The organism is Rhodoglobus sp. GW821-FHT12B09, assembly GCF_058809925.1.
The window spans coordinates 134,722-152,564 of sequence record NZ_JBXATB010000003.1; the positions used below are offsets into that span (position 1 = coordinate 134,722).

Here is a 17,843-nt window from a genome sequence, read left to right on the forward strand (position 1 = left end):
TGGCGTGCCATCAGGCTGCGCCTTCACGTGCGTGCGCCCAGATGGTCATGAGCTCCAGGGCCACTGCGCGGTAGTCGTCGATGGCCTTCGCGGTCTGCCGCGACTCAACGTACTGGGTCACGACCTTGCCCTCGATGGGGGCGTCGGAGTGGACCTTGTACTTGCGGATCGCCCGGTTGAAGCGCGGCAGCTTGAGGCTGTCGACGAGGGCCTCGGCATCCTCGAGCTGGCCCGGCACGCGCATGTCGATCTTCGACAGCAGCACCCTGTAGGGAGTCTCGGACGGCTCGACCAGGGTGCGGATCGTGCGCACCATCGGCGGGATGCACAACGCCTCCGGCTCGGTGGGGATGATCGCGAAGTCCGCCACCGACAGGACCGAGGCGAGGATCTTGGAGTCGGTGAGGTTGCCGGGGGTGTCGACGAAGATCACGTCGAACGGCAGGGTGCGCAGGCGGCTGAGGTTGGTGGCGTCGGTGTCGGCGGCGAAGTCGAACGGCAGGTTGTCGGCGGCGGTGGATGCCCACCAGGTTGTGGACTGCTGGGGATCGACGTCGACGACGAGGACGCGTGAGTTCTCGGCGGCGATCGCAGCGAGGTTCATGGTGGTGGTTGTCTTCCCGGCACCACCCTTCTGGTTGGTGACGGCTACGAGCTTCATGACTTCGGTCCTTTCGAGGTTCGTTTCATCCACAGTCCGGTCGTTCCGGACTCTGTAAGTTCCGCTGTCTGTAACTGCGGTTCTACGGGGGATCCGAAGTTCGGGACTAAGGGAAGAGAGAAACCCTGCTCCCGAACTTCGGAAATTCGTGACATCGGAAGAACCGCAGACACGAACTCACGAACATCCGGCATCCCGCGCCTCGCGCGTACTGGTCCTGTTCTGTTCATTCCTGTTCTTCCTGTTAACGGGGCCACTCAGTGGTCCCCTAATCGACAACTTTTCGGTCCCCTAAGGGGCCTAGAAATTGGCCCTCTGTGGGGACCAATCAGTCGCCCCCTGAGAGGGGAACGGGATCGGCTCATCAGCACCCCGGCGAGGCACTTGGGGTCGTGAACTGTCGAGCAGCAGCTCGTACTCGGATGTCTCACCGCGACCGCCGAGACGCACTCGACAGATGGCTCCACGATCGATTAGCTCCTTGATCGCGCGTTTCACGGCACGATGTGCGGCCTCGCTCGCGTTCTCGGGAGCGCCGAATCCGAGAGCTATCGCGGAGGATTCTCGGCCGGCGAAGTAGCGTCGCGCGGCCTGCTCGCCGCGCGGTTCGTCCCAGCACTCGAGGGCCATGTGGTTGAGTAAGCGCGCAGCAGTGTTGCCCAGCTGCAGCCTCATGGCCACCAGCACGGCGTTCTTCGCGGCGTACAACCCCATCACCGTCAGGCGAAGCTCGGAGTGGCTCGCGACGTGCTCTCGTGAGCGCTGGCCTCGACCCAGGCGACGACCTCCGAGCGCTTGTACAGCACGGTTTTCGGCGTCGGCTTGTAGAACCTCGGACCAGTGCCGGTGTAGCGCAGCTGCGCCAAGGCGCCGGTGGACATGCCTGTCATCTCGCTTACCGCGGCAGGCTGAATGAAATCGTCTTCCATGATCACTCCCGTCTATTCACGAGATACATGGGCTGTTTCTCGTTGTTTTGACGGTAATGGATTCTCGTTGTTTTCGCAAGAGATTTGCCGAGTATCCTGCCAAAATGACGGATTACCGGACTGCGCCGTCACTCGGCGAAAGAATTCAAGCTGCGCGGAAGGCTCGAGGCCTGAGTGCCCGCGAACTGGCGGAGGCTATAGGTGGCGTGCCCACCCAGTCCACGATTGAAAACATCGAGCTCGGACGCAAGGCTGCTATTGACGTAGCGCAACTGCTCAATATCGCCATGGCGTTGAAGATGCCGCTGAGCTACCTTCTTGTACCCTTGGGATCACCCGACCGTGCCCTCGATCTGTCCGGCCTGAGTGCAGCGTTCGACTCTATGACGGTCGCGGAATTCGATGCGTGGGTGTCGAGCGTGCCCGACGGAGCACATGTTCCATCGTCATTGGATGAGCGCAATTCGATCACCGAACTTCAAGCGCTCCGGGAGTGGAGGGCGCGAATGAGCGAGACCGCCCGCTTGCGTATTGCGCTTGATCTTGAACGGACGACCATCGTCGACGAGGACTCGACCTACCTCCGGTCAACCGCGGATCGTCTTGAACAATCTGAACGCGAGGTCGAACGAATCGCTGCCTTCCTGCGCTCGGCTGGATGGCCTTTCTAGGCCCGTCATTCGGCCGGGGAGTGTCTTTCGGTGCGCGTTCATGGTTTCGGTCACCGCGCGCCAGTTGTCGCTCCGCGCCCCGTCAGATGCAGAGCGGCCCACGCGACGATGCCAACGACCGCAAAGATGTCGGCGACGTTGAAGATCGCAAACCAGTCGACGGCGATCATGTCGATCACCGTGCCGGATAGTGGGACCCTGTCGGCTCGCGATATCCGGTCGTACATGTTGCCCCAGCCTCCGGCTGCCGCGGCGGTCAGGAGCAGGAGTGACCAGCGAGGTCTTCCACGGGAGATGCCCCAATAGATCCAGGAGCTCAGGGCGAGCAGGATCACCAGGATTCCGACTGCCATCACGGGCCCGGAGTCGGCGCCCATCCCGAAGGCTGCTCCGGGGTTGAACGCCAGTTGAAGACGGACCCCAGGCAGCAGGGGCGCCGTCTCGCCATCCGCCAGCGCGCCGAGCGCCCATGCCTTACTTAGCCGGTCAGTCGCCAGTGCTGCCGCGACCACCAGGATCGCCGTGCCGCCCAGCGCGAGTCGCGACTTCGCGCTGGGCTTGGGCGGAGATTGCAGATCGGTCACTGCGCCGTCCGCGTGAGAGCGGCCTCCGTCCCGGCGGGGCGGACGATCGCGGTATCCAGCCGTGGTCGACGCGCCGCGCGGATGCCGTTCAAGATCACGATTACCTCCGCGATCTCGTGGACGAGCACGACACCTGCGAGGCCGAGGATGCCGAGGAGTGCGAGAGGGAGCAGCACGATGATGATGGCCAGCGAGAGGACGATGTTTGAGGTCATGATCCTTCGCCCTCGACGAGCATGCAGGAAGGCAGCGGGCAGCAGACGCAGGTCTTTTCCGGTGAACGCGACTGATGCCGACTCGATCGCGGCGTCGGATCCGGTGATGCCCATGGCGATTCCAACATCCGCAGCCGCGAGGGCAGGGGCGTCATTGATGCCATCGCCGATCATCGCGGTGGGCTGACCTGCGGAAAGGCTCTCGATTGCCGCAGCCTTGTCGGAAGGAAGGAGCTGTGCTCGCACATCGGTGATGCCCGCTTGGGCCGCTAGTGCGCCCGCGGTCCGATCGTTGTCGCCAGTGAGCATCACGCTCTTGATGCCTGCTGCAGCGAGCTGCTGCACGGTTTCCCGCGCCTCCGGCTTCAACTCGTCGCGTATGCCGATGATCCCGATGGCGCTACCGTCGACCTCGACGACGACTACTGTCATGCCTTCGTCTTCGAGCCAAGTCGCCTCTTCGGCAAGCTCGCCGGCGGCCACCCATCGCGGGCTGCCGACACGGGCGCGCTTGCCCTCGACATATCCTGTCAGTCCGCGACCAGGTTCCTCGGCGACGTCAGTTACGTCGGCGGTCGTGGTGGCTGATGCGATGATCGCGGCGGCGAGCGGGTGTGTGCTGTGCGCCTCGAGTGCGGCCGCAATGCTGATGACGTGCGCGCTCTCGTAATCGCCGACGCTGGTCACGGTCACTACTTCGGGGCGCCCGCGGGTGAGGGTCCCCGTTTTGTCGAAGGCTACGGTCCTGATAGTGCCAAGCTGTTCGAAGGCCTGCCCGGATTTGATGACGACTCCGATTTTGCTGGCTGAACCGATGGCGGAGATCACCGTCACGGGGACCGCGATCGCCAGGGCGCATGGAGACGCGGCGACGAGCACAACCAGCGCTCGCTCCGTCCAGGTCAGCGGGTCGCCGACGAGGAATCCGAAGACGATCACCAGGCCGGCCAGCACGAGAACGGCCGGCACGAGCGGCTTCGCGATCCGATCGGCGAGCCGCGCCCGCTCCCCCTTGCGGGAGTTCGCCTGCTCGACCAGCTCGACGATCTTCGTCAGTGAGTTGTCACGACCGTCGGCGGTTGCCTCGATCTGCAACGCACCACTGCCGTTGATCGAGCCAGCGGGAACCGCGTCGCCCGCACCGACTTCGACGGGGATGGATTCTCCGGTCACCGCAGCCGTGTTGATACTGCTTCGCCCAGTGACCACGACACCATCTGTGGCGACCCTGTCGCCGGGGCGGATGACCAGGATGTCCAGCACCCGAAGATCCCTCGCGGGGATGGTGACGTTCCCCGCGATCTTCGAGATGACGGCGGTGTCCGGTATGAGCGAGAGAAGCGCCCGCAGGCCGGTCTTGGCTTTGTCCATTGCTCGGTCTTCCAGCGCTTCGGCGATGGAGAAGAGGAAGGCCAACGCGGCCGCCTCGCCTACCTGTCCGAGTAGCACGGCGCCAATGGCGGCGATCGTCATGAGTAGGCCCACGCCGAGTCTGCGTCGGATCAGCCTCCGGATGGCGTTGGGGACGAAGGTCAGCGCACCGGCGATGAGGCTGAGCCCCAGGACGATGCTTGCGGCGATCCCCACGCCAGACCACTCGAGGCCGTATCCGATCGCGAGGAGAAGGCCAGAGCCTATAGGAAGCAGCAAATTCCGGTCTCCCCACCAAGGACCGAGCTCCTCGCTGGCGCCGTGGTCGTGCTCGTCGTCGTCCTGATGTTCGTCTGAGTCGTCGTGGGGTTCGCGCTGCTCGACGGGGGCGGAATCGGACCTACGAGGAGTGAGCTCGATGTTCCGGGGTTCAGAGCTTTCGTCCGGACCGCAGCATTCTCGGCTCATGCGCCGACCCCGCAGCACAGTGGGACGTCGCAGTTTTCGTCTGTGCATTCAAACCCGTCGTCGACAGCAAGTACCGTCTCGAGAAGCGCAGCCAGTGCCCGGGTCAGGTGAGCGTCGGCGATCTCATAGCGGGTCTGCCGGCCCTCTGGGGTAGCAACCACGATGCCGCATCCGCGCAAGCAAGCGAGGTGGTTGGACACGTTGGAGCGGGTGAGGTTCAGTTCGCGGGACAGTTCCGCCGGGTGCCCGGGGCCCTCCAGCAGGCTGAGGAGGATACGTGAGCGGGTGGGGTCGGCCATCGCCCGACCTAGTCGATTCATGACGTCGAGACGTGTGGCACTGGTCAGCATTCGATGACTATACAGTGTTGACTGACCAAACAGGATGCGTTCTCCTCGGGTGAGGGAATAACGACCCGGCGAGCACCGCAAGTGCCAGACCGGAAGCGGCGAGCTCGATTTGGCCCCCGAATGCCGCAGCCGGCGTTGTGGTTTCGACAAGGGGAACGTCCTGGATGAGCCTTGCGGCCGTGAACCATGGGAGCCGTTGCAGGATCTGCCCGTCCGGGCCGATGACCGCGGTCAGCCCGACTGTGGAGACGTTGACCACTGAGCGCCCGAGCTCCAGCGCACGTATTCGCGCGATGGCGAGCTGTTGTGCGCTCTGGTCGGACTTTCCGAAATCGGCGTTATTGGATGAGGAGATGATCGCTTGGGCACCTTGGAGCACGGAGGCGCGCAGCACCCGATCATCCACGATGTCGAAGCAGATGTTCACTCCCACGAGCACTCCACCAATGTCGAAAATCGGGTCGGTGCTTCCCGGCGTGTAGTCGCGCTGCACGAGGTCTATCAGGTCCGGGGCGAAGGGTCGCCAGAACGCTCGATCGGGGATGTACTCGCCGAACGGCACGGGGTGCTTCTTGTCGTAGAGATCGGTAGCGCCGTTCTGCGCTGTCCAGAGGATCTCGGTGTTGTAGGTGCGGTCTCCGCGCTCGGTGACGGCCCAGCCGAGGAAGGGTGCGTTCATCTCCCGGGAGACTTCGTCGAACACCCTGGCGGTGTACGGGTCCGTGAGCGGGCTGCGGTCGGTGGACCCTTCCGGCCAGACCACCACGTCGACAGGCGCTCCGAAGAGCGGCCTGGTGGCGTCGAGCTGGGCGGCGGTGAGGTCGCCGGGTGCTCGTGAGTCGAAGTAGCCGGCGGCGCCGTTGCCTTGGACGGCGGCGACTCGCAGCGTTCCGGTGACTGGACTCGGCCAGCTCGGTATTCCCACCATCGCCGCGGCAAGGGCAATGGGTGGCAGTGCCCGGGTCAGGGGCTGTGCGCCGTGATGGCGTATTGCCTCGATTGTGATGGCAACCAGCAGGACCATGGCGAAGCTCACCCCGGAGATGCCCAGCCAGCTGAACAGGGAAGCGATCGGGCTGTCGGACTGTGACATGGCCACTCGTCCCCACGAGAATCCGCCGTAGGGCCACGTGCTAACGATGGCTTCGCGGAGGCTCCACAAGCCGGCAACGGTGGCCGGGAGCAGGCAACTGCGCCCGGCGCCAGCTCGGAAGGCCAGCGGCACCAGCCGATAAGCAAGCGCGATGGACGCCCCGCCGGCACCGAACAGGAGCGACTGCAGGGCCACCAGTGCGACCATGGGCACCGGTCCCAGGAACGACGACGCCCATTCGATATGGATGAGGTAGAACGCCGCGCCTCCGACCAGCCCGACGAAGAATGCAGCCGCCAGTCGGCGGCCGATGAGCGCCGCGAGGATCAGCCCGATGCCGACGAAGGCGAGCGGCCACCAGCCGCGGTCTGGGAAGGCGGCGTCCAGAACGATGCCGCCCGAGGCGGCGAGCGGGATAGCCGCCCACAGCGGGATCACTTCGCCCGCCTGGTGAAGACGAGGACGCGACTTGTCCCTCGCGGGAGCACCATCTGGCTGAGCCTGTCGTCCTCGAGCATGTCGAAGGACTGCTGGGTCAGATAGCTCTGCCAGTCGCTGGCGTCCCGGGAGTTGGCACTCGTGATGACGATGTACCGTTCGACGGAGGGCGTGAAGAAGACAGCTCGCTCGAACGCATTGCCCGGGGGCGGCCAAGAGCAGATCACGACGGTGGGTCGAATACGTCGCAGCGCCGCCAGCGCGCCCATCCGTTCGACATCGTCGGCATACTCAATCGAGCTTGCCCAGCTGAAATCGTCGGTCGCTCGCGTTTGAACCCCGGCATCGCGCAGGAATCGTGCCAGCGTTCCATCGCCTGCGGCGATCTCGAGGACGGGATGTCCCTGCGCGAGGGTGGCAATCTCGCGGATGAGTCGCTGAGAGTAGAAGCAGTAGATTCCCTGAGGCCTCACCAGGGGAAGGAGCCGCCGACGTTGCCGGACCAGCGGCCACACCAGAGCGTAGAAAGTCATCGATGCGGGCTTGCGAGTAAGTCCCTCTGAGAAGAAGAGGCGCTGGAGGATGGTTCCATCGAGCCAGTTGAACTTCACCGTTCCGCTGTCAACGCCAGTCTCTGCTTGTAGTCCCGCCGCGCGCAGGGCGCGCAGGATCATCTGGCCGTGCACGAGCTCGGCGAGTTGTTGGCGCTCTGGCTTGAGCCGATCTCGGGGCTGGCCCTGCACACTCGAGATGCTGGAAATGAGGGACGACGTGGTGCCGGACTTGGTTGCGGCGATCATGTCGGCGCGCGCACGCGCCCACTCAGACGGGTAGCGGGCGATGAGTTCGTCCAGCTTGGGCGAGGTCCGCAACCATCTCCGGAGCTCGTCGAGGCTGCCGATGCGCGCCGATCTACTCATCTCGGCGCCCCGGAAGCTTGGGGCGGGCGGCGATTGCCGCCGCTGCGCGGGCGGAGAGCATCCGGTTGTACTCTTCGAGTTCGGCGTCGCCGTCCCGATCGGCTTGGCGGTCGTAGCGTTTGCTTTCACGCCCGTCGCTGCGAGACCACAGGAACACGACGATGATCGCTAGGGCGACGGTGGGGATCTCTCCAACGCTCCAGGCGATTCCGCCTGCAGCTTGTTGATCGGCCAGAGCGTCGATCGCAGGCCAGCCCATCGCCCCGTACCAATCGGGTAGCAATAGCGCTGTGCCGCTCAGCAGCGCGAGTCCGAAGAATGCGTGGAACGCCATCGTGGCCAGCAGCGTGAGGAGTCGGATCGGGTAGGGCGCTCTGTGGGGTGACGGGTCGACCCCGATGAGCGACTGGACGAACAGGTATCCAGTCAGCAGGAAGTGCACGACCATCCATTGGTGGCCGATGTGGTTGGAGGTCGCCCAGTCGAAAAGTGGCGTGTAGTAGAAGGCCCAGAGCGATCCGACGAACAGACCGGCCGCCACGAGAGGGTTTCCCACGATCTCGAATGGCTTGGAGCGCACCGCGAGCATGATCCATTCCCGCGGACCTCTGCTGCCGTCGGTGCGCTTGGTGATCGTGCGGAGTGCGAGTGTGATCGGTGCCGCAGGCACCAGAAGTATCGGCACGACCATGCCCAACGCCATGTGCCCGAGCATGTGCGAGGAGAACAGGTACTTCTGGTACAGGTTGACCCCGCCGTTGGTGATGTAGAACAGGAGCCCGATTCCCGCGATCCATAGAGCCGTGCGGTACCAGTGCCAGCTGTCACCGCGTCGCTTGAGCCGCACGACGGCGGCAAGGTAGAAGAAGATCGCGAAGGCGCAGATCAGTATCCAGAGCAGATCGAAGTTCCACAGCGTGAAATAGGTCGCGAATGTGGGGGGTGGCGGAAGTGGGCTTCCAGTAAGAATCTCTGCGGGCGTGGGAATGCTGGGCACGAATTCGGGTACGGGTGTCGGCGTTCTCGCGAGGGCTGCCGCCACACCGGAGGCGATGCCCATGAACGTGATCTCCACGCCGACGATGCCCCAGAACCATCGCGTCGATGAGAGCGATCGGCTAATGGCCGCGCGTCGCCAGATGGCCCCGAGCACGCCAAGCGCGATCAGCGCGACCGCCTTCACAATGACTAGCGCGCCATAGGGAGAGGCGAGAGTCTCCCATCCGTCGAGACGAGTCTGGGCGCTCAAGAATCCGGAGGCCGCGACGGCGAGGAAGCACATGAGGGCGATGGTGGAGTAGCGGCGGAGGAGTACCACAAGCGCCGACCGGTCGAGGGTGCGGTGGACGATCACGATAGTCAGCAGCCCGCCTAGCCAGACGCCGGCGAAGAGTACGTGGAGGAAAACCGCCATCGTCGCCGAGTCGTGGTCGGCGGTTCCGCCCTGATGGCCCTGAAGGGACATAGGGACGAGACCCGCCACCGCTACAGCCGTGAGAGCGGCAATTGCCGTCAAGTTGCGGACCGCGAAGCAGGCGACGGTGAGGGTTGCGGCGATGAGAACAGTCGCCAGCCACGCCTGGCCCAGCTCAGTGGACGTCAGGAACATGCCAAGGATGTTGCCGAACGTCGCATCGAAGGTGACGGGCTGGTTGTACGCGCTAATGAAACTGAAGAAGCCGGTAGCGCCCGCCGCCACTGTCCATATGGCGGCGGAGGTCGATGCGACGTCGAGAGCCTTGGCAAATGCAGGGGAACGTGGTGGAAGCGCAAGACAGGCCAGCAGCAGGGACCCAATGGTCAGGGCACTCGCGAGGTTGACCACCATCTTGGCGGCCGGTAGCCCGTAGCGCGTTGCGGCGCCCGGGTCCAGAAGGAGGGGTGCGTCCGCCCCGCCGCCGAACGCGAGAGCGAGTAGTAGCGCTGCGGTCGAGATCGCCACGAGCAGCGCTGGCCCCACGATACGCAGCGTCATCATCCGACCTGGATTCCGCGGTCGGCCATGTACTGGACGGGGTCGGTGGTGACCCCGTCCAGTCGAACCTCGTAGTGAAGGTGGCAGCCCGTGGAGTTGCCTGTTGTTCCTGCCCGTGCGATGTTTTGGCCGACCACGATCTGCTGGCCAGCGGATACGAGAATCCCGCCCTCGATGATGTGAGCGTAAGCAGTCTGGACGCCGTTGCCGTGGTCGATGATGATGTAGTTTCCGTACCCGCCGTTCCAGCCGCCCGCGGCATAGACGACGGTTCCGCTGGATCCCGCGTAGATGTTCTGATTGCAGCCGGCACCCAGGTCGACGCCCTTGTGGAAGCTTGAGCCGTACTGTGCGCTCCAGCCGTAGACGGAGTTGATGTACCCGGATGCGGGCCGGGCCCACCCAGCGAGGCTGATCTCGCCTGCGTCGAGGCTTGCACCGCTCCCGATTCGGGCTTCTACGCCCGCGAGGTAGTCCGCCTCTGTGGCGGTCCGCCTTTCGGAGAGCACCGCGAGTTGCTGTTGCAGGGTCGCCTGATTGGCTAGCTGCGCGTCAAGAGCGGCCTGGGCGGCGGCCGCCGCACTCTGCGCGGCAAGGAACGCCGACTCTGCCTCCGCTTTCAGTTGCTCGAGTTGGTCCTGTGCAACTTCGGCTTGGTCCGTGAGTGCCTGGCCGGTGTTGCGGTCCTGGATGGCCTTGTCGGAAATGCGGCCAGCCTGTTCGCCCACCTTGGACCACAGTCCAAGTGCGTTGAGGAGGGAGTCGGCGTTAATCGAATCTGAGAACAACATCAGGGTGATGTCGCCACCGCCAGCCCGGCCCATTTGGGCCGCGATCTGCCCTGCTCGGCGCGCAGACTCGGCGGCCACTGCGCTAGCTTCGTCGGCCTGGGCGAGCAGTTTTTGGGTGCGGCTATAGGCCTCTTGGAATTGTGTATCGGCTTCTACCCAGACGGCCGCCTTGGCGTCGGACTCTTGCTGCGCGATCATCGCCGCGCTTTGCAGCCCCGAGACCAGCCCCTCGATCTCGGCGATCTTCTGCAGCGTCGCTGCCTCGTCACCTCGAACGGCAGCAACGTCATCCCACGTCGGATAGTCGTCGGCACTGGCCGACGGGGCGCCGACGATGCCGGTCGTCACGATCAGAAGCGCAACGGCCGCAACCACGAGGCCGCGCATCATGCCGTTCACTTGTCGAACCGCTTGTCGTAGTTGCGGAACATGATGTGCGCCCAGACGCCAATGCCGATCAGCACGGCGATCATCAGGATGGGATAGAGCCACATCAGGAGTTCTCCTCTGTCGAAGGTGCGGTGATTCCGTACCGCTCGTCTCGTTTCCGAAGCCGAGCAAGGTATTCGTTATAGGCGTCCAGTTCGGGGTCGCCGAACCGGTCTGCTTGACGGTCGGCGGCCTTTGCCCTACGGGTGTCGTCACGGAACCAGCGCGGCAGCAGGAACAGCAAGATGATCACTGTGGGCAGTTCTCCGTACGACCACGACAGTGCGCCGGCGATCTGCTGGTCATAGACGAGATCCACCCCCCAGGAGGCAGGAGGAGTGGTGAAGGTGCGCACCAGCGGCGCCGGCGCCATCATGATGATCACTCCGAAGAACGCGTGGAGCGCCATCTCGCCGAAGAGGTCCATGAGTCGGCCCGCGTACGTCTGCCGGCGAGGCAGAGGGTCTGCGCTCAGGATCGGGATGGTGAAGAGGACGCCCGATACGAGGAAGAACACCTCCAGTCCGAGGTGCCCCGCCCACGTTGCGAGGAAGAAGTCGGCGAGGCCGCCGAGGTAGAGGCCGTAGAAGCTGATGAGGAAGACGGGGAGGGTGAACCCGGGGTGGATAAGGAATCGACTGACACGCGATCGCAGGAACCGGATCGACTGCCTGTGAATCAGTCCACCAATTGTGTTGTGCGGGAGTGACCGGAGAAGCAGGGTGCCCGGCGATCCGAGCACGAGCAGCGGGGGCACGGCCATCATGAGGGTGAGCTGCTGGAACATGAACACGGAGAAGAGTTCGAACCCGTAGCCCTCGACTCCCAGTCCGGTGGTTGCGAAGATCGCGAGGCAGCCCAGCAGGAACAGAGCGGTTCGCCACACCGGCCATGGCCGTCCGGCCGACCAAAGTCGGATGGAGCCGGCCAGGTAGACGGCGGCCAGTGCGATGGCGATCGCGGGCAAGAGGGGCAACGGCTGCAGATTGAAGGAGAGGAACTCCGCCAGAGACGGCGGAGCTGTGGGCACCCAGGTAAGGTCGTCGGCGCGCATCATGCTGGACCGCATTCGTAGGTGAACCGGCCTTCACCGTACGTTCCCGGCTCGAGCCCTTGGCAGGGCCCGACCTGCCCCTCGAGCAGCTGGACGACGTACCAGAGGGCTAGGAAGAACACTCCAATGCCGATGATTCCGACGACGATGCCGGCTATAGCGGCGGGCTCCCAGCGGCCGGCTCGGCGGGCCCGGATCAGGGCGACGAGCGATACGACTAGGCCCGCAACCGAGATTGTCAGTGAGAGCACGAGTCCGAGGATCGCTAGTTGGCGGGTGCCGCGCGGAGCCGCGGCCTGCTCTTTCACGGTGGGATCTTCCCTGCTCATACGACCACCGCGAAGGAGCCGATGAGGCCTTGAAGTGCGCGGATTAAGCGTCCCCACAGTCCGCTGATCATGAGAATCCCGAGTGTGATCAAGATGCCGCCTCCGATGATGTTGATGAGTCGAACGTGGCGTCGAAGAAGAGCGACCGCGGATGTGGCAGATTGCAGGCCGAGGGCCAAGGCGAGGAACGGCAGCCCGAGTCCGATGCAGTAGGCGAGGCCGAGGATCGCGCCGCGCGGGCTGGAACCTCCTGCGAGGCTGAGGGCCACAACAGCGCTGAGGGTGGGGCCGATGCAGGGCGTCCAGCCCAGTCCGAAGACAATGCCCAGCAGCGGCGCTCCTGCCAACCCGATTCGAGGTTTCCAACGCGGTTTGATGGTGCGCTGCAGGAAGGGGATCCCGCCCAACATGCCGATACCCATGATGATCACGACGGCGCCGAGCACTCTGATCAGGGTGTCCTGCCACTGCGTCAGCCAAGCGCCTATGGCGCCGAACGCCGCACCGTAAGCGATAAATACTGCCGAGAAGCCGAGGATGAAGAGCGCAGTGCCGAGCATGACCTTGCGTCGATCAGGCGCTGTGGCACTGGTCATCCCTGAGACGTATCCCAGGAACCCGGGTGCAAGCGGCAGCACGCAGGGCGACAGGAACGACACCAGTCCAGCGATAGCTGCCACGGGGATGGCGAGCAGCAGCGCGCCGGACATGGCTGTCTCGGCGAACAGTTCCCCGATCGGATTCACTGTGCGCCTTCGGCAAGCGCAGTTTGGATGAGGGCACGCAAGGTGCTCTTGTCGAGCAGTCCTACGATGCGGGATGCTGGCCGGCCGCTGCGGTCTAGGACGACGGTGGTGGGGACCGCAGCCGGAGACGCGGTCCCTGTGAACGCGAGAGCTACCTGCCCGTCCGTGTCGACGATGGACGGGTAGGAGATCCCGAACTTCTTGGCGAACGTCAGCGACGTGTCCGCACCATCCCTAAGGTTGACGCCGAGGAACTGCACTTCGTCGTTGGCGAACTCCTCGTTGAGCGCTTGCAGGTCGGGAGCCTCCATCCGGCATGGTGGGCATGACGCGTACCAGAAATTGACGACGACGACACCCCCGCGGTATTCGTCGCTCGTGACGGTCTCCCCCAGGTCGGTGGTGCCGGAGAAGTCGATGGGCTCGCCACGGTCGAGGACATCGAACTCCGTGACGGTGCCATCGCCGGATACGTAGTTCTGGCCGACAGGTTCGTCCCCACTGGCAGCGCATGCACTGAGGCTGAGCAACATCGTCATGCTCACTCCGACGGCCAGGAGCCGGTGCTGGGTGAGACCTAGTAGTGACCTCACGTTCCTAATGCGTCCGCGATAGCCCTGTCGAGGTCATCGAAAGATGACAGTTCGAGCTTCTCGTCGTTGATGAAGAACGTGGGTGTGCCGGTGACGCCTAACGCGCGACCGGCTTCGAAGTCGAACTTGATCCGTTCCAGGGACTTCGGATCGGCGATGGACGCATCGTACTGAGCCATGTCCAACCCAATCTCCTGTGCGTAGGTGCGGAAGAGGTCGGCCTTCGACTCGCTGCTCTCACCCCAACTCGTCTGGGTTTCGAACATGCGGTTGTACATGGCCTCGAGTTCACCCTGCTGCGCCGCCGCCTCGACGGCGAGGGCTGCCTTCTCGGCGTTGAAATGAGAAGGGATGGGGAAGTACCGAAGGATGTAGGTGATCTGCCCGTCGTACTTGTCGCGAAGGTCCTCCACCACGGGGTAGAAGGCGCCGCATGCCTCACATTCGAAGTCGAGGAACTCGACGACGGTTACCGGGGATGCGGGCACGTCGTCGAGGCGATAGCTGTTGGCTTCGACGGTGGACGCGAGACCGGTGGCTTCGTTCAGCTCAGGTTCGGCCTTGGGGCCGGAGTTCTGCACAAGGGCTATCGCGCCGAAGGCGATCACGCCCGCCACCAGTACACCGGCGAAGGACAGGGCTACTTTCGTGTTCGTATTCATGAAGTCTCTCCAAATCGGGGAGAGGGCGCGGAGGCGCGACCTATCCCGTTCCGTTCAGGGGAAGTGGGCGAGCTAGAGCTCGCGCGCTTCGCCTAGGTACGGCTGATGGAGAGAAGGGTGAGGCTGGGCGTCTGAGGTAGCGAGCTCGCCAAGAATGCAAGTAGGGATGGCCGTAAGTGACGGAAGACGCCGGGAAGGGTGCGCGCGGCGCCGCGGATGGCGAGGAGAACGGTCAGGGCAACGACGCAGCAGAGGACGAAGATCGCGCATCCGGTGAGAAGAACCGATCCCGGTGAGGAGGTGGTCGCTTGTGGCCCGTCCGCATTCTCACTGATGTGAACGATCTCCGTCAGACCGGCGGAGTCGTTGGCTGCGCCGGTGTCGGAGTGGTGCACCGCCATACAGGCCAGCAAGGCGGTGATGACGACGATCATGCCCACCAGGATCTGGCGGGCGCCGTCGAGCCCACGCGCACGTGATGTGCGCGAGGACTCAACGGGTTTGTGCATACCTATATCTTCCGTGCGACTATCTTGTGGCGCGCTTGCCGCGCCGAACAAGCACCACCGCGAGAACTGCGATCGCGATGAGCGCCACGATCACAATGACAACGATCCAGATCCAGCCGGGCCCCGCGTTGGAGTTCTGCTGGTCGTCAGCCACGACCGCGTCGGCGCAGGTGACGCCGCTGTCGGCACCCTCCGCGACGGCCACGCCGTCGGGCTGTTCATAGCTGAAGACGAAGGAGTCGGAAGTGGGGTGACCATCGGAGGACACGACCTGCCAGACGACCTCGTATTCGCCGGACCCCCCTAGGGCGGCGCCTGTGGAAATTGTCGCTCCGTCAAGGGCGACGCATCCGGTGTTGTAGAACTTGCCGTCGGGCCCGGAAACCTGGATCGCGAACGCAGACGTGGCGGTGCCGAGGTCGAGGAAGTCCTCGCTGAACTCGAGGTCGATACTGGTCACCTCCGTCGTGACTGTGGAGTCGGCTGCTGGCGAGCTGTCGACGAGTCCATCGTGTGCGTTGGCGGCCGCCGCGGTGGCGAAGGTGAGGATGCCGGCGAGTGTGACGGCGAGAATGGTGCTGCGGAGCACTGTTTTCGAACGTGCTGAGGTCAAGGGTGTTCCTTCCAGGGTGCGGGGTCGTGCGGTCGATCGCATTCTTCGGATGCATCGGGGGAGGCTGACGTGAGTTGTTCCGCCGGGTGGAGCAGGATGCTGTGGCCAATGTGTTCGAGAGCGAGTCGGAGCAACTCCCGAACGTGAAGGTCAGCAAGCGCGTAGAACGCCATGCGCCCTTCGCGTTCCACCCCGACTACCCGATGGGCCCTGAGTAGCCGCAGGGCGTGAGACACAGCTGATTCGCTGAGCTCGACAACGGCGGCGAGGTCTCTTACTGCCATGCGTCCGCCCGAGAGGGCGATGAGTATTTTGACGCGGTTCGGATCGCCGAGCAGGTGGAAGACGTCGGCCAGGTCGTCGATGTCACTGTTGTCGGGCATCGATGCCTTCGCCTCCCACACTTGCGCGGCGTTCACCGTACGGGGGTTCGAGTGGTCGTCGGATGTCTTGCGTTCGCTCATCGTCATACGTTATCCACCTAGATTGCGTTCTTGGTTTCGTCGAATTCACGGGGTTCGCATTGGATTGTGGCGTGATCGATGTGGTGCTTCTCGCGAAGCACTGCGAGCACGCCATCGAGGACGGGGCCGTACTCTGCCCCTTCTTTCAGAACGATGTGCCCGCTGGCACTTTCCATGCCGGAGGTGATGGTCCAGACGTGGAGGTCGTGGATCGCCTCAACGCCTGGTACAGCGAGCACGTCGGCTCGAACGGCTTCCATGTCGATCTCTGGCGGCGCGACCTCGAGAAGGATGCGCAGCGCCTGACGGGTGAGCTTGAACGTTCTCGGCAGGATGAACAGTCCGATTCCCACTCCGATGATCGGGTCTGCATATGCCCAACCAGTGGTGAAGAGGATGATCGCCGCTGCGATAACCCCGATCGAACCGAGAAGGTCGCCCATCACCTCGAGATAGGCCCCCTTCACGTTGAGGCTCTCCTTCGACCCCGCGGTGAGAAGGCGGAAGCTGATGAGGTTGATGATGAGCCCGATGACTGCCGTGATCAGCAGCGGGAGCCCGGGAACGTCTGGGGGTTCGCTGAACCGTCGGATTGCCTCGTAGAGCACGTACCCGGCGACCGCGAAGAGCAGAATGCCGTTCGCGAGAGCCGCCAGAACCTCGAGGCGATAGAGCCCGTAGGTTCGCTGCTGTGTTGCCGGCCGACTGGCGAGCGTGATCGCAGCCAAGGCCATCCCGAGGCCGAGGACATCAGTGCCCATATGGGCGGCATCGGAGATCAGGGCGAGCGAGTTGACGGAGAAGCCCACTACGAACTCCACCACCATGTATGACGCGGTGAGGACGAAGGCGATCACCAGGGGCCGGCGGTGCCGGCCCCCGGCGCTAGCCGCCGTCGGGTGCGAATGTCCTTCGCCCATCACAGCCCTCCGTTGGCACTATATGTGTTCATATGAACAAGCATACATACTTTATTGAAAGTGCTTAGTCGAAGAGCTCGCTCAGCCAGCTTTCTTTTTTGCGCGGCCGACCGTACTGGTCGGTTCTGTTGCCGTGGTGTCCGCCACCGCGGCCGAACATCGACTGAGGCTGTTGCTGGGGCGGAATCTGCTGGCCTGCTGCAGGTGGTGCGTCGATAGATCGGTCGATGATCTTGTCGAGTTCGCCGCGGTCCAACCAGACTCCTCGGCATTGGGGGCAGTAGTCGATCTCGATGCCTGACCTTTCGGACATCACCAGCTGGGTCTGGTCTATGGGGCACTTCATGTTTCTGTTCTCCTTCTCTAGTGATGGGTTGAGTCATGAGGGGGGTGGGTAGAGGAAGGCGACGACCGAGGAGGTCTCGACTGTTCGTTGGCTGTAGACGTGCGGGATGTAGTTGTATTCCTCGAGAACGACGTAGCCGCCGTCGAGCACTTGCTTGACGTACGCCACGTGATTGCCGCCGGTGTATGCCACGGAGCCCGGGATAGGGGTGTCGCTGACGGGCCAGCCCTTCGACTGCCACGCACCCAGCCATTGGCTTCCGTCGCCTCCGGACGGCGTGAGGTCGGCCCACTTCCATTTGAAGGGCGCCGCCGGGTATCCGGCGTCGCGGTTCAAACGCCACGCGACGAAGTCCACGCACTCGCGGTAGTAGTAGTTCAAGGGAGAGAGCGGACCACCTTCATCGTCCGTCGCCTCGTAGGGCCACGGGTAATCGTCACCCTGGGCCTGTGCGCCGGAGGCGAGGTAGGTCTGCTGGCGCACTAGCTCTGCCAGCTGTTCGGGGCTCGTTGCTCGGAAGGAGTCGCGGGGCTGCGCGAAAGTTGCCACGTCGTCGCTCACCTCGAGGCTCTGCGGAGGTGCGGGGGCAGCGCCGGCCGGCACGGTCGACTCCGTCGCTGAGTATGCGGGCAGTCCTGCGACAGCGAATAGCCCGGCGACGACGCTCATCGTCACGAGTACGCTCGCCGGGTGTCGCCCGCGCGCGGCCTTG

At 63.9% G+C, this 17,843-nt stretch carries 21 protein-coding genes; 1 reads left to right on the plus strand and 20 read right to left on the minus strand.

All coding sequences use genetic code 11. The features are described from left to right. Positions 1 to 10: 10 nt before the first annotated feature. Together AC1RTC_RS07760 and AC1RTC_RS07765 are read right to left on the minus strand one after the other, a co-directional pair. Complete coding sequence (locus tag AC1RTC_RS07760) at positions 11 to 661, minus strand: ParA family protein (protein WP_493154935.1); 651 nt, start codon at positions 659 to 661, stop codon at positions 11 to 13. A 719-nt stretch (positions 662 to 1,380) separates the two neighbouring features. Then, positions 1,381 to 1,590: a helix-turn-helix transcriptional regulator gene (locus AC1RTC_RS07765; RefSeq protein ID WP_493154936.1), complete on the minus strand. Its 210-nt coding sequence runs from the start codon at positions 1,588 to 1,590 to the stop codon at positions 1,381 to 1,383. A 104-nt stretch (positions 1,591 to 1,694) separates the two neighbouring features. Here AC1RTC_RS07765 and AC1RTC_RS07770 point away from each other — a divergent pair, with 104 nt between their 5' ends. Continuing rightward, positions 1,695 to 2,261, plus strand: coding sequence for a helix-turn-helix domain-containing protein (locus AC1RTC_RS07770; protein WP_493154937.1), 567 nt, complete (start codon positions 1,695 to 1,697; stop codon positions 2,259 to 2,261). 50 nt (positions 2,262 to 2,311) lie between these two features. On the opposite strand, the gene AC1RTC_RS07775 is transcribed toward AC1RTC_RS07770, so the two are convergent. The 18 genes from AC1RTC_RS07775 to AC1RTC_RS07860 all read right to left on the minus strand — a co-directional run bounded on the left by AC1RTC_RS07775 (position 2,312) and on the right by AC1RTC_RS07860 (position 17,800). Continuing rightward, positions 2,312 to 2,845, minus strand: coding sequence for a signal peptidase II (locus AC1RTC_RS07775; protein WP_493154939.1), 534 nt, complete (start codon positions 2,843 to 2,845; stop codon positions 2,312 to 2,314). Further along, positions 2,842 to 4,899 (minus strand): heavy metal translocating P-type ATPase, encoded by a 2,058-nt coding sequence (locus tag AC1RTC_RS07780; protein WP_493154940.1) that lies wholly within the window; start codon positions 4,897 to 4,899, stop codon positions 2,842 to 2,844. Before AC1RTC_RS07780 ends, AC1RTC_RS07775 begins: the two co-directional genes overlap by 4 nt. Continuing rightward, the gene (gene cmtR, locus AC1RTC_RS07785) at positions 4,896 to 5,249 is read right to left on the minus strand and encodes a Cd(II)/Pb(II)-sensing metalloregulatory transcriptional regulator CmtR (RefSeq protein WP_493154941.1); all 354 of its coding nucleotides are present in this window, start codon (positions 5,247 to 5,249) and stop codon (positions 4,896 to 4,898) included. Before cmtR ends, AC1RTC_RS07780 begins: the two co-directional genes overlap by 4 nt. A gap of 7 nt (positions 5,250 to 5,256) precedes the next feature. Continuing rightward, positions 5,257 to 6,780 carry an apolipoprotein N-acyltransferase gene (lnt, locus tag AC1RTC_RS07790; RefSeq protein ID WP_493154942.1) on the minus strand — a complete coding sequence of 508 codons (1,524 nt, stop codon included), beginning with the start codon at positions 6,778 to 6,780 and terminating at the stop codon, positions 5,257 to 5,259. Then, entirely contained in the window at positions 6,777 to 7,580 is an 804-nt protein-coding gene (locus tag AC1RTC_RS07795; protein ID WP_493154943.1) for a hypothetical protein, read from the minus strand. The genes lnt and AC1RTC_RS07795 overlap by 4 nt, the downstream gene beginning before the upstream one ends. 112 nt (positions 7,581 to 7,692) lie before the next feature. Next, positions 7,693 to 9,675: a bifunctional copper resistance protein CopD/cytochrome c oxidase assembly protein gene (locus AC1RTC_RS07800; RefSeq protein WP_493154944.1), complete on the minus strand. Its 1,983-nt coding sequence runs from the start codon at positions 9,673 to 9,675 to the stop codon at positions 7,693 to 7,695. Beyond that, positions 9,675 to 10,856 carry a peptidoglycan DD-metalloendopeptidase family protein gene (locus AC1RTC_RS07805; protein ID WP_493154945.1) on the minus strand — a complete coding sequence of 394 codons (1,182 nt, stop codon included), beginning with the start codon at positions 10,854 to 10,856 and terminating at the stop codon, positions 9,675 to 9,677. Before AC1RTC_RS07805 ends, AC1RTC_RS07800 begins: the two co-directional genes overlap by 1 nt. Positions 10,857 to 10,959: 103 nt before the next feature. After that, the gene (locus tag AC1RTC_RS07810; protein ID WP_493154946.1) at positions 10,960 to 11,952 is read right to left on the minus strand and encodes a cytochrome c oxidase assembly protein; all 993 of its coding nucleotides are present in this window, start codon (positions 11,950 to 11,952) and stop codon (positions 10,960 to 10,962) included. After that, positions 11,949 to 12,257: a hypothetical protein gene (locus AC1RTC_RS07815; protein WP_493154947.1), complete on the minus strand. Its 309-nt coding sequence runs from the start codon at positions 12,255 to 12,257 to the stop codon at positions 11,949 to 11,951. The genes AC1RTC_RS07810 and AC1RTC_RS07815 overlap by 4 nt, the downstream gene beginning before the upstream one ends. A 17-nt stretch (positions 12,258 to 12,274) precedes the next feature. Beyond that, positions 12,275 to 13,015 (minus strand): cytochrome c biogenesis CcdA family protein, encoded by a 741-nt coding sequence (locus AC1RTC_RS07820; protein WP_493155236.1) that lies wholly within the window; start codon positions 13,013 to 13,015, stop codon positions 12,275 to 12,277. 5 nt (positions 13,016 to 13,020) lie between these two features. Beyond that, positions 13,021 to 13,563 (minus strand): TlpA family protein disulfide reductase, encoded by a 543-nt coding sequence (locus AC1RTC_RS07825; RefSeq protein WP_493154948.1) that lies wholly within the window; start codon positions 13,561 to 13,563, stop codon positions 13,021 to 13,023. Between the two features lie 50 nt (positions 13,564 to 13,613). Continuing rightward, the gene (locus tag AC1RTC_RS07830; protein WP_493154949.1) at positions 13,614 to 14,279 is read right to left on the minus strand and encodes a DsbA family protein; all 666 of its coding nucleotides are present in this window, start codon (positions 14,277 to 14,279) and stop codon (positions 13,614 to 13,616) included. A gap of 92 nt (positions 14,280 to 14,371) precedes the next feature. Next, positions 14,372 to 14,713, minus strand: coding sequence for a hypothetical protein (locus AC1RTC_RS07835; protein ID WP_493154950.1), 342 nt, complete (start codon positions 14,711 to 14,713; stop codon positions 14,372 to 14,374). A 94-nt stretch (positions 14,714 to 14,807) separates the two neighbouring features. Beyond that, complete coding sequence (locus AC1RTC_RS07840) at positions 14,808 to 15,401, minus strand: copper resistance CopC family protein (protein ID WP_493154951.1); 594 nt, start codon at positions 15,399 to 15,401, stop codon at positions 14,808 to 14,810. Continuing rightward, on the minus strand, positions 15,398 to 15,871 hold the full coding sequence (locus AC1RTC_RS07845) for an ArsR/SmtB family transcription factor (RefSeq protein WP_493154952.1): 474 nt from the start codon (positions 15,869 to 15,871) through the stop codon (positions 15,398 to 15,400). Before AC1RTC_RS07845 ends, AC1RTC_RS07840 begins: the two co-directional genes overlap by 4 nt. Positions 15,872 to 15,882: 11 nt before the next feature. After that, complete coding sequence (locus AC1RTC_RS07850; protein ID WP_493154953.1) at positions 15,883 to 16,722, minus strand: cation diffusion facilitator family transporter; 840 nt, start codon at positions 16,720 to 16,722, stop codon at positions 15,883 to 15,885. 127 nt (positions 16,723 to 16,849) lie between these two features. Beyond that, complete coding sequence (locus AC1RTC_RS07855; protein WP_493154955.1) at positions 16,850 to 17,131, minus strand: TFIIB-type zinc ribbon-containing protein; 282 nt, start codon at positions 17,129 to 17,131, stop codon at positions 16,850 to 16,852. Between the two features lie 33 nt (positions 17,132 to 17,164). Next, a complete protein-coding gene (locus AC1RTC_RS07860; protein ID WP_493154957.1) occupies positions 17,165 to 17,800 on the minus strand; it encodes a CHAP domain-containing protein in 636 nt (211 codons plus the stop codon). Positions 17,801 to 17,843: the final 43 nt, after the last annotated feature.

Coding starts and splice junctions, on each gene's coding strand:
- AC1RTC_RS07770 (WP_493154937.1), top strand. CDS start 1,695: ATGACGGATTACCGGACTGCGCCGTCACTCGGCGAAAGAATTCAAGCT.
- AC1RTC_RS07835 (WP_493154950.1), bottom strand. CDS start 14,713: ATGATCGTCGTCATCACCGCCTTGCTGGCCTGTATGGCGGTGCACCAC.
- AC1RTC_RS07855 (WP_493154955.1), bottom strand. CDS start 17,131: ATGAAGTGCCCCATAGACCAGACCCAGCTGGTGATGTCCGAAAGGTCA.
- AC1RTC_RS07780 (WP_493154940.1), bottom strand. CDS start 4,899: ATGAGCCGAGAATGCTGCGGTCCGGACGAAAGCTCTGAACCCCGGAAC.
- AC1RTC_RS07830 (WP_493154949.1), bottom strand. CDS start 14,279: ATGAATACGAACACGAAAGTAGCCCTGTCCTTCGCCGGTGTACTGGTG.
- AC1RTC_RS07845 (WP_493154952.1), bottom strand. CDS start 15,871: ATGACGATGAGCGAACGCAAGACATCCGACGACCACTCGAACCCCCGT.
- AC1RTC_RS07795 (WP_493154943.1), bottom strand. CDS start 7,580: ATGATCGCCGCAACCAAGTCCGGCACCACGTCGTCCCTCATTTCCAGC.
- AC1RTC_RS07810 (WP_493154946.1), bottom strand. CDS start 11,952: ATGATGCGCGCCGACGACCTTACCTGGGTGCCCACAGCTCCGCCGTCT.
- AC1RTC_RS07760 (WP_493154935.1), bottom strand. CDS start 661: ATGAAGCTCGTAGCCGTCACCAACCAGAAGGGTGGTGCCGGGAAGACA.
- AC1RTC_RS07860 (WP_493154957.1), bottom strand. CDS start 17,800: ATGAGCGTCGTCGCCGGGCTATTCGCTGTCGCAGGACTGCCCGCATAC.
- AC1RTC_RS07765 (WP_493154936.1), bottom strand. CDS start 1,590: ATGGAAGACGATTTCATTCAGCCTGCCGCGGTAAGCGAGATGACAGGC.
- AC1RTC_RS07825 (WP_493154948.1), bottom strand. CDS start 13,563: ATGACGATGTTGCTCAGCCTCAGTGCATGCGCTGCCAGTGGGGACGAA.
- AC1RTC_RS07805 (WP_493154945.1), bottom strand. CDS start 10,856: ATGATGCGCGGCCTCGTGGTTGCGGCCGTTGCGCTTCTGATCGTGACG.
- AC1RTC_RS07800 (WP_493154944.1), bottom strand. CDS start 9,675: ATGACGCTGCGTATCGTGGGGCCAGCGCTGCTCGTGGCGATCTCGACC.
- cmtR (WP_493154941.1), bottom strand. CDS start 5,249: ATGCTGACCAGTGCCACACGTCTCGACGTCATGAATCGACTAGGTCGG.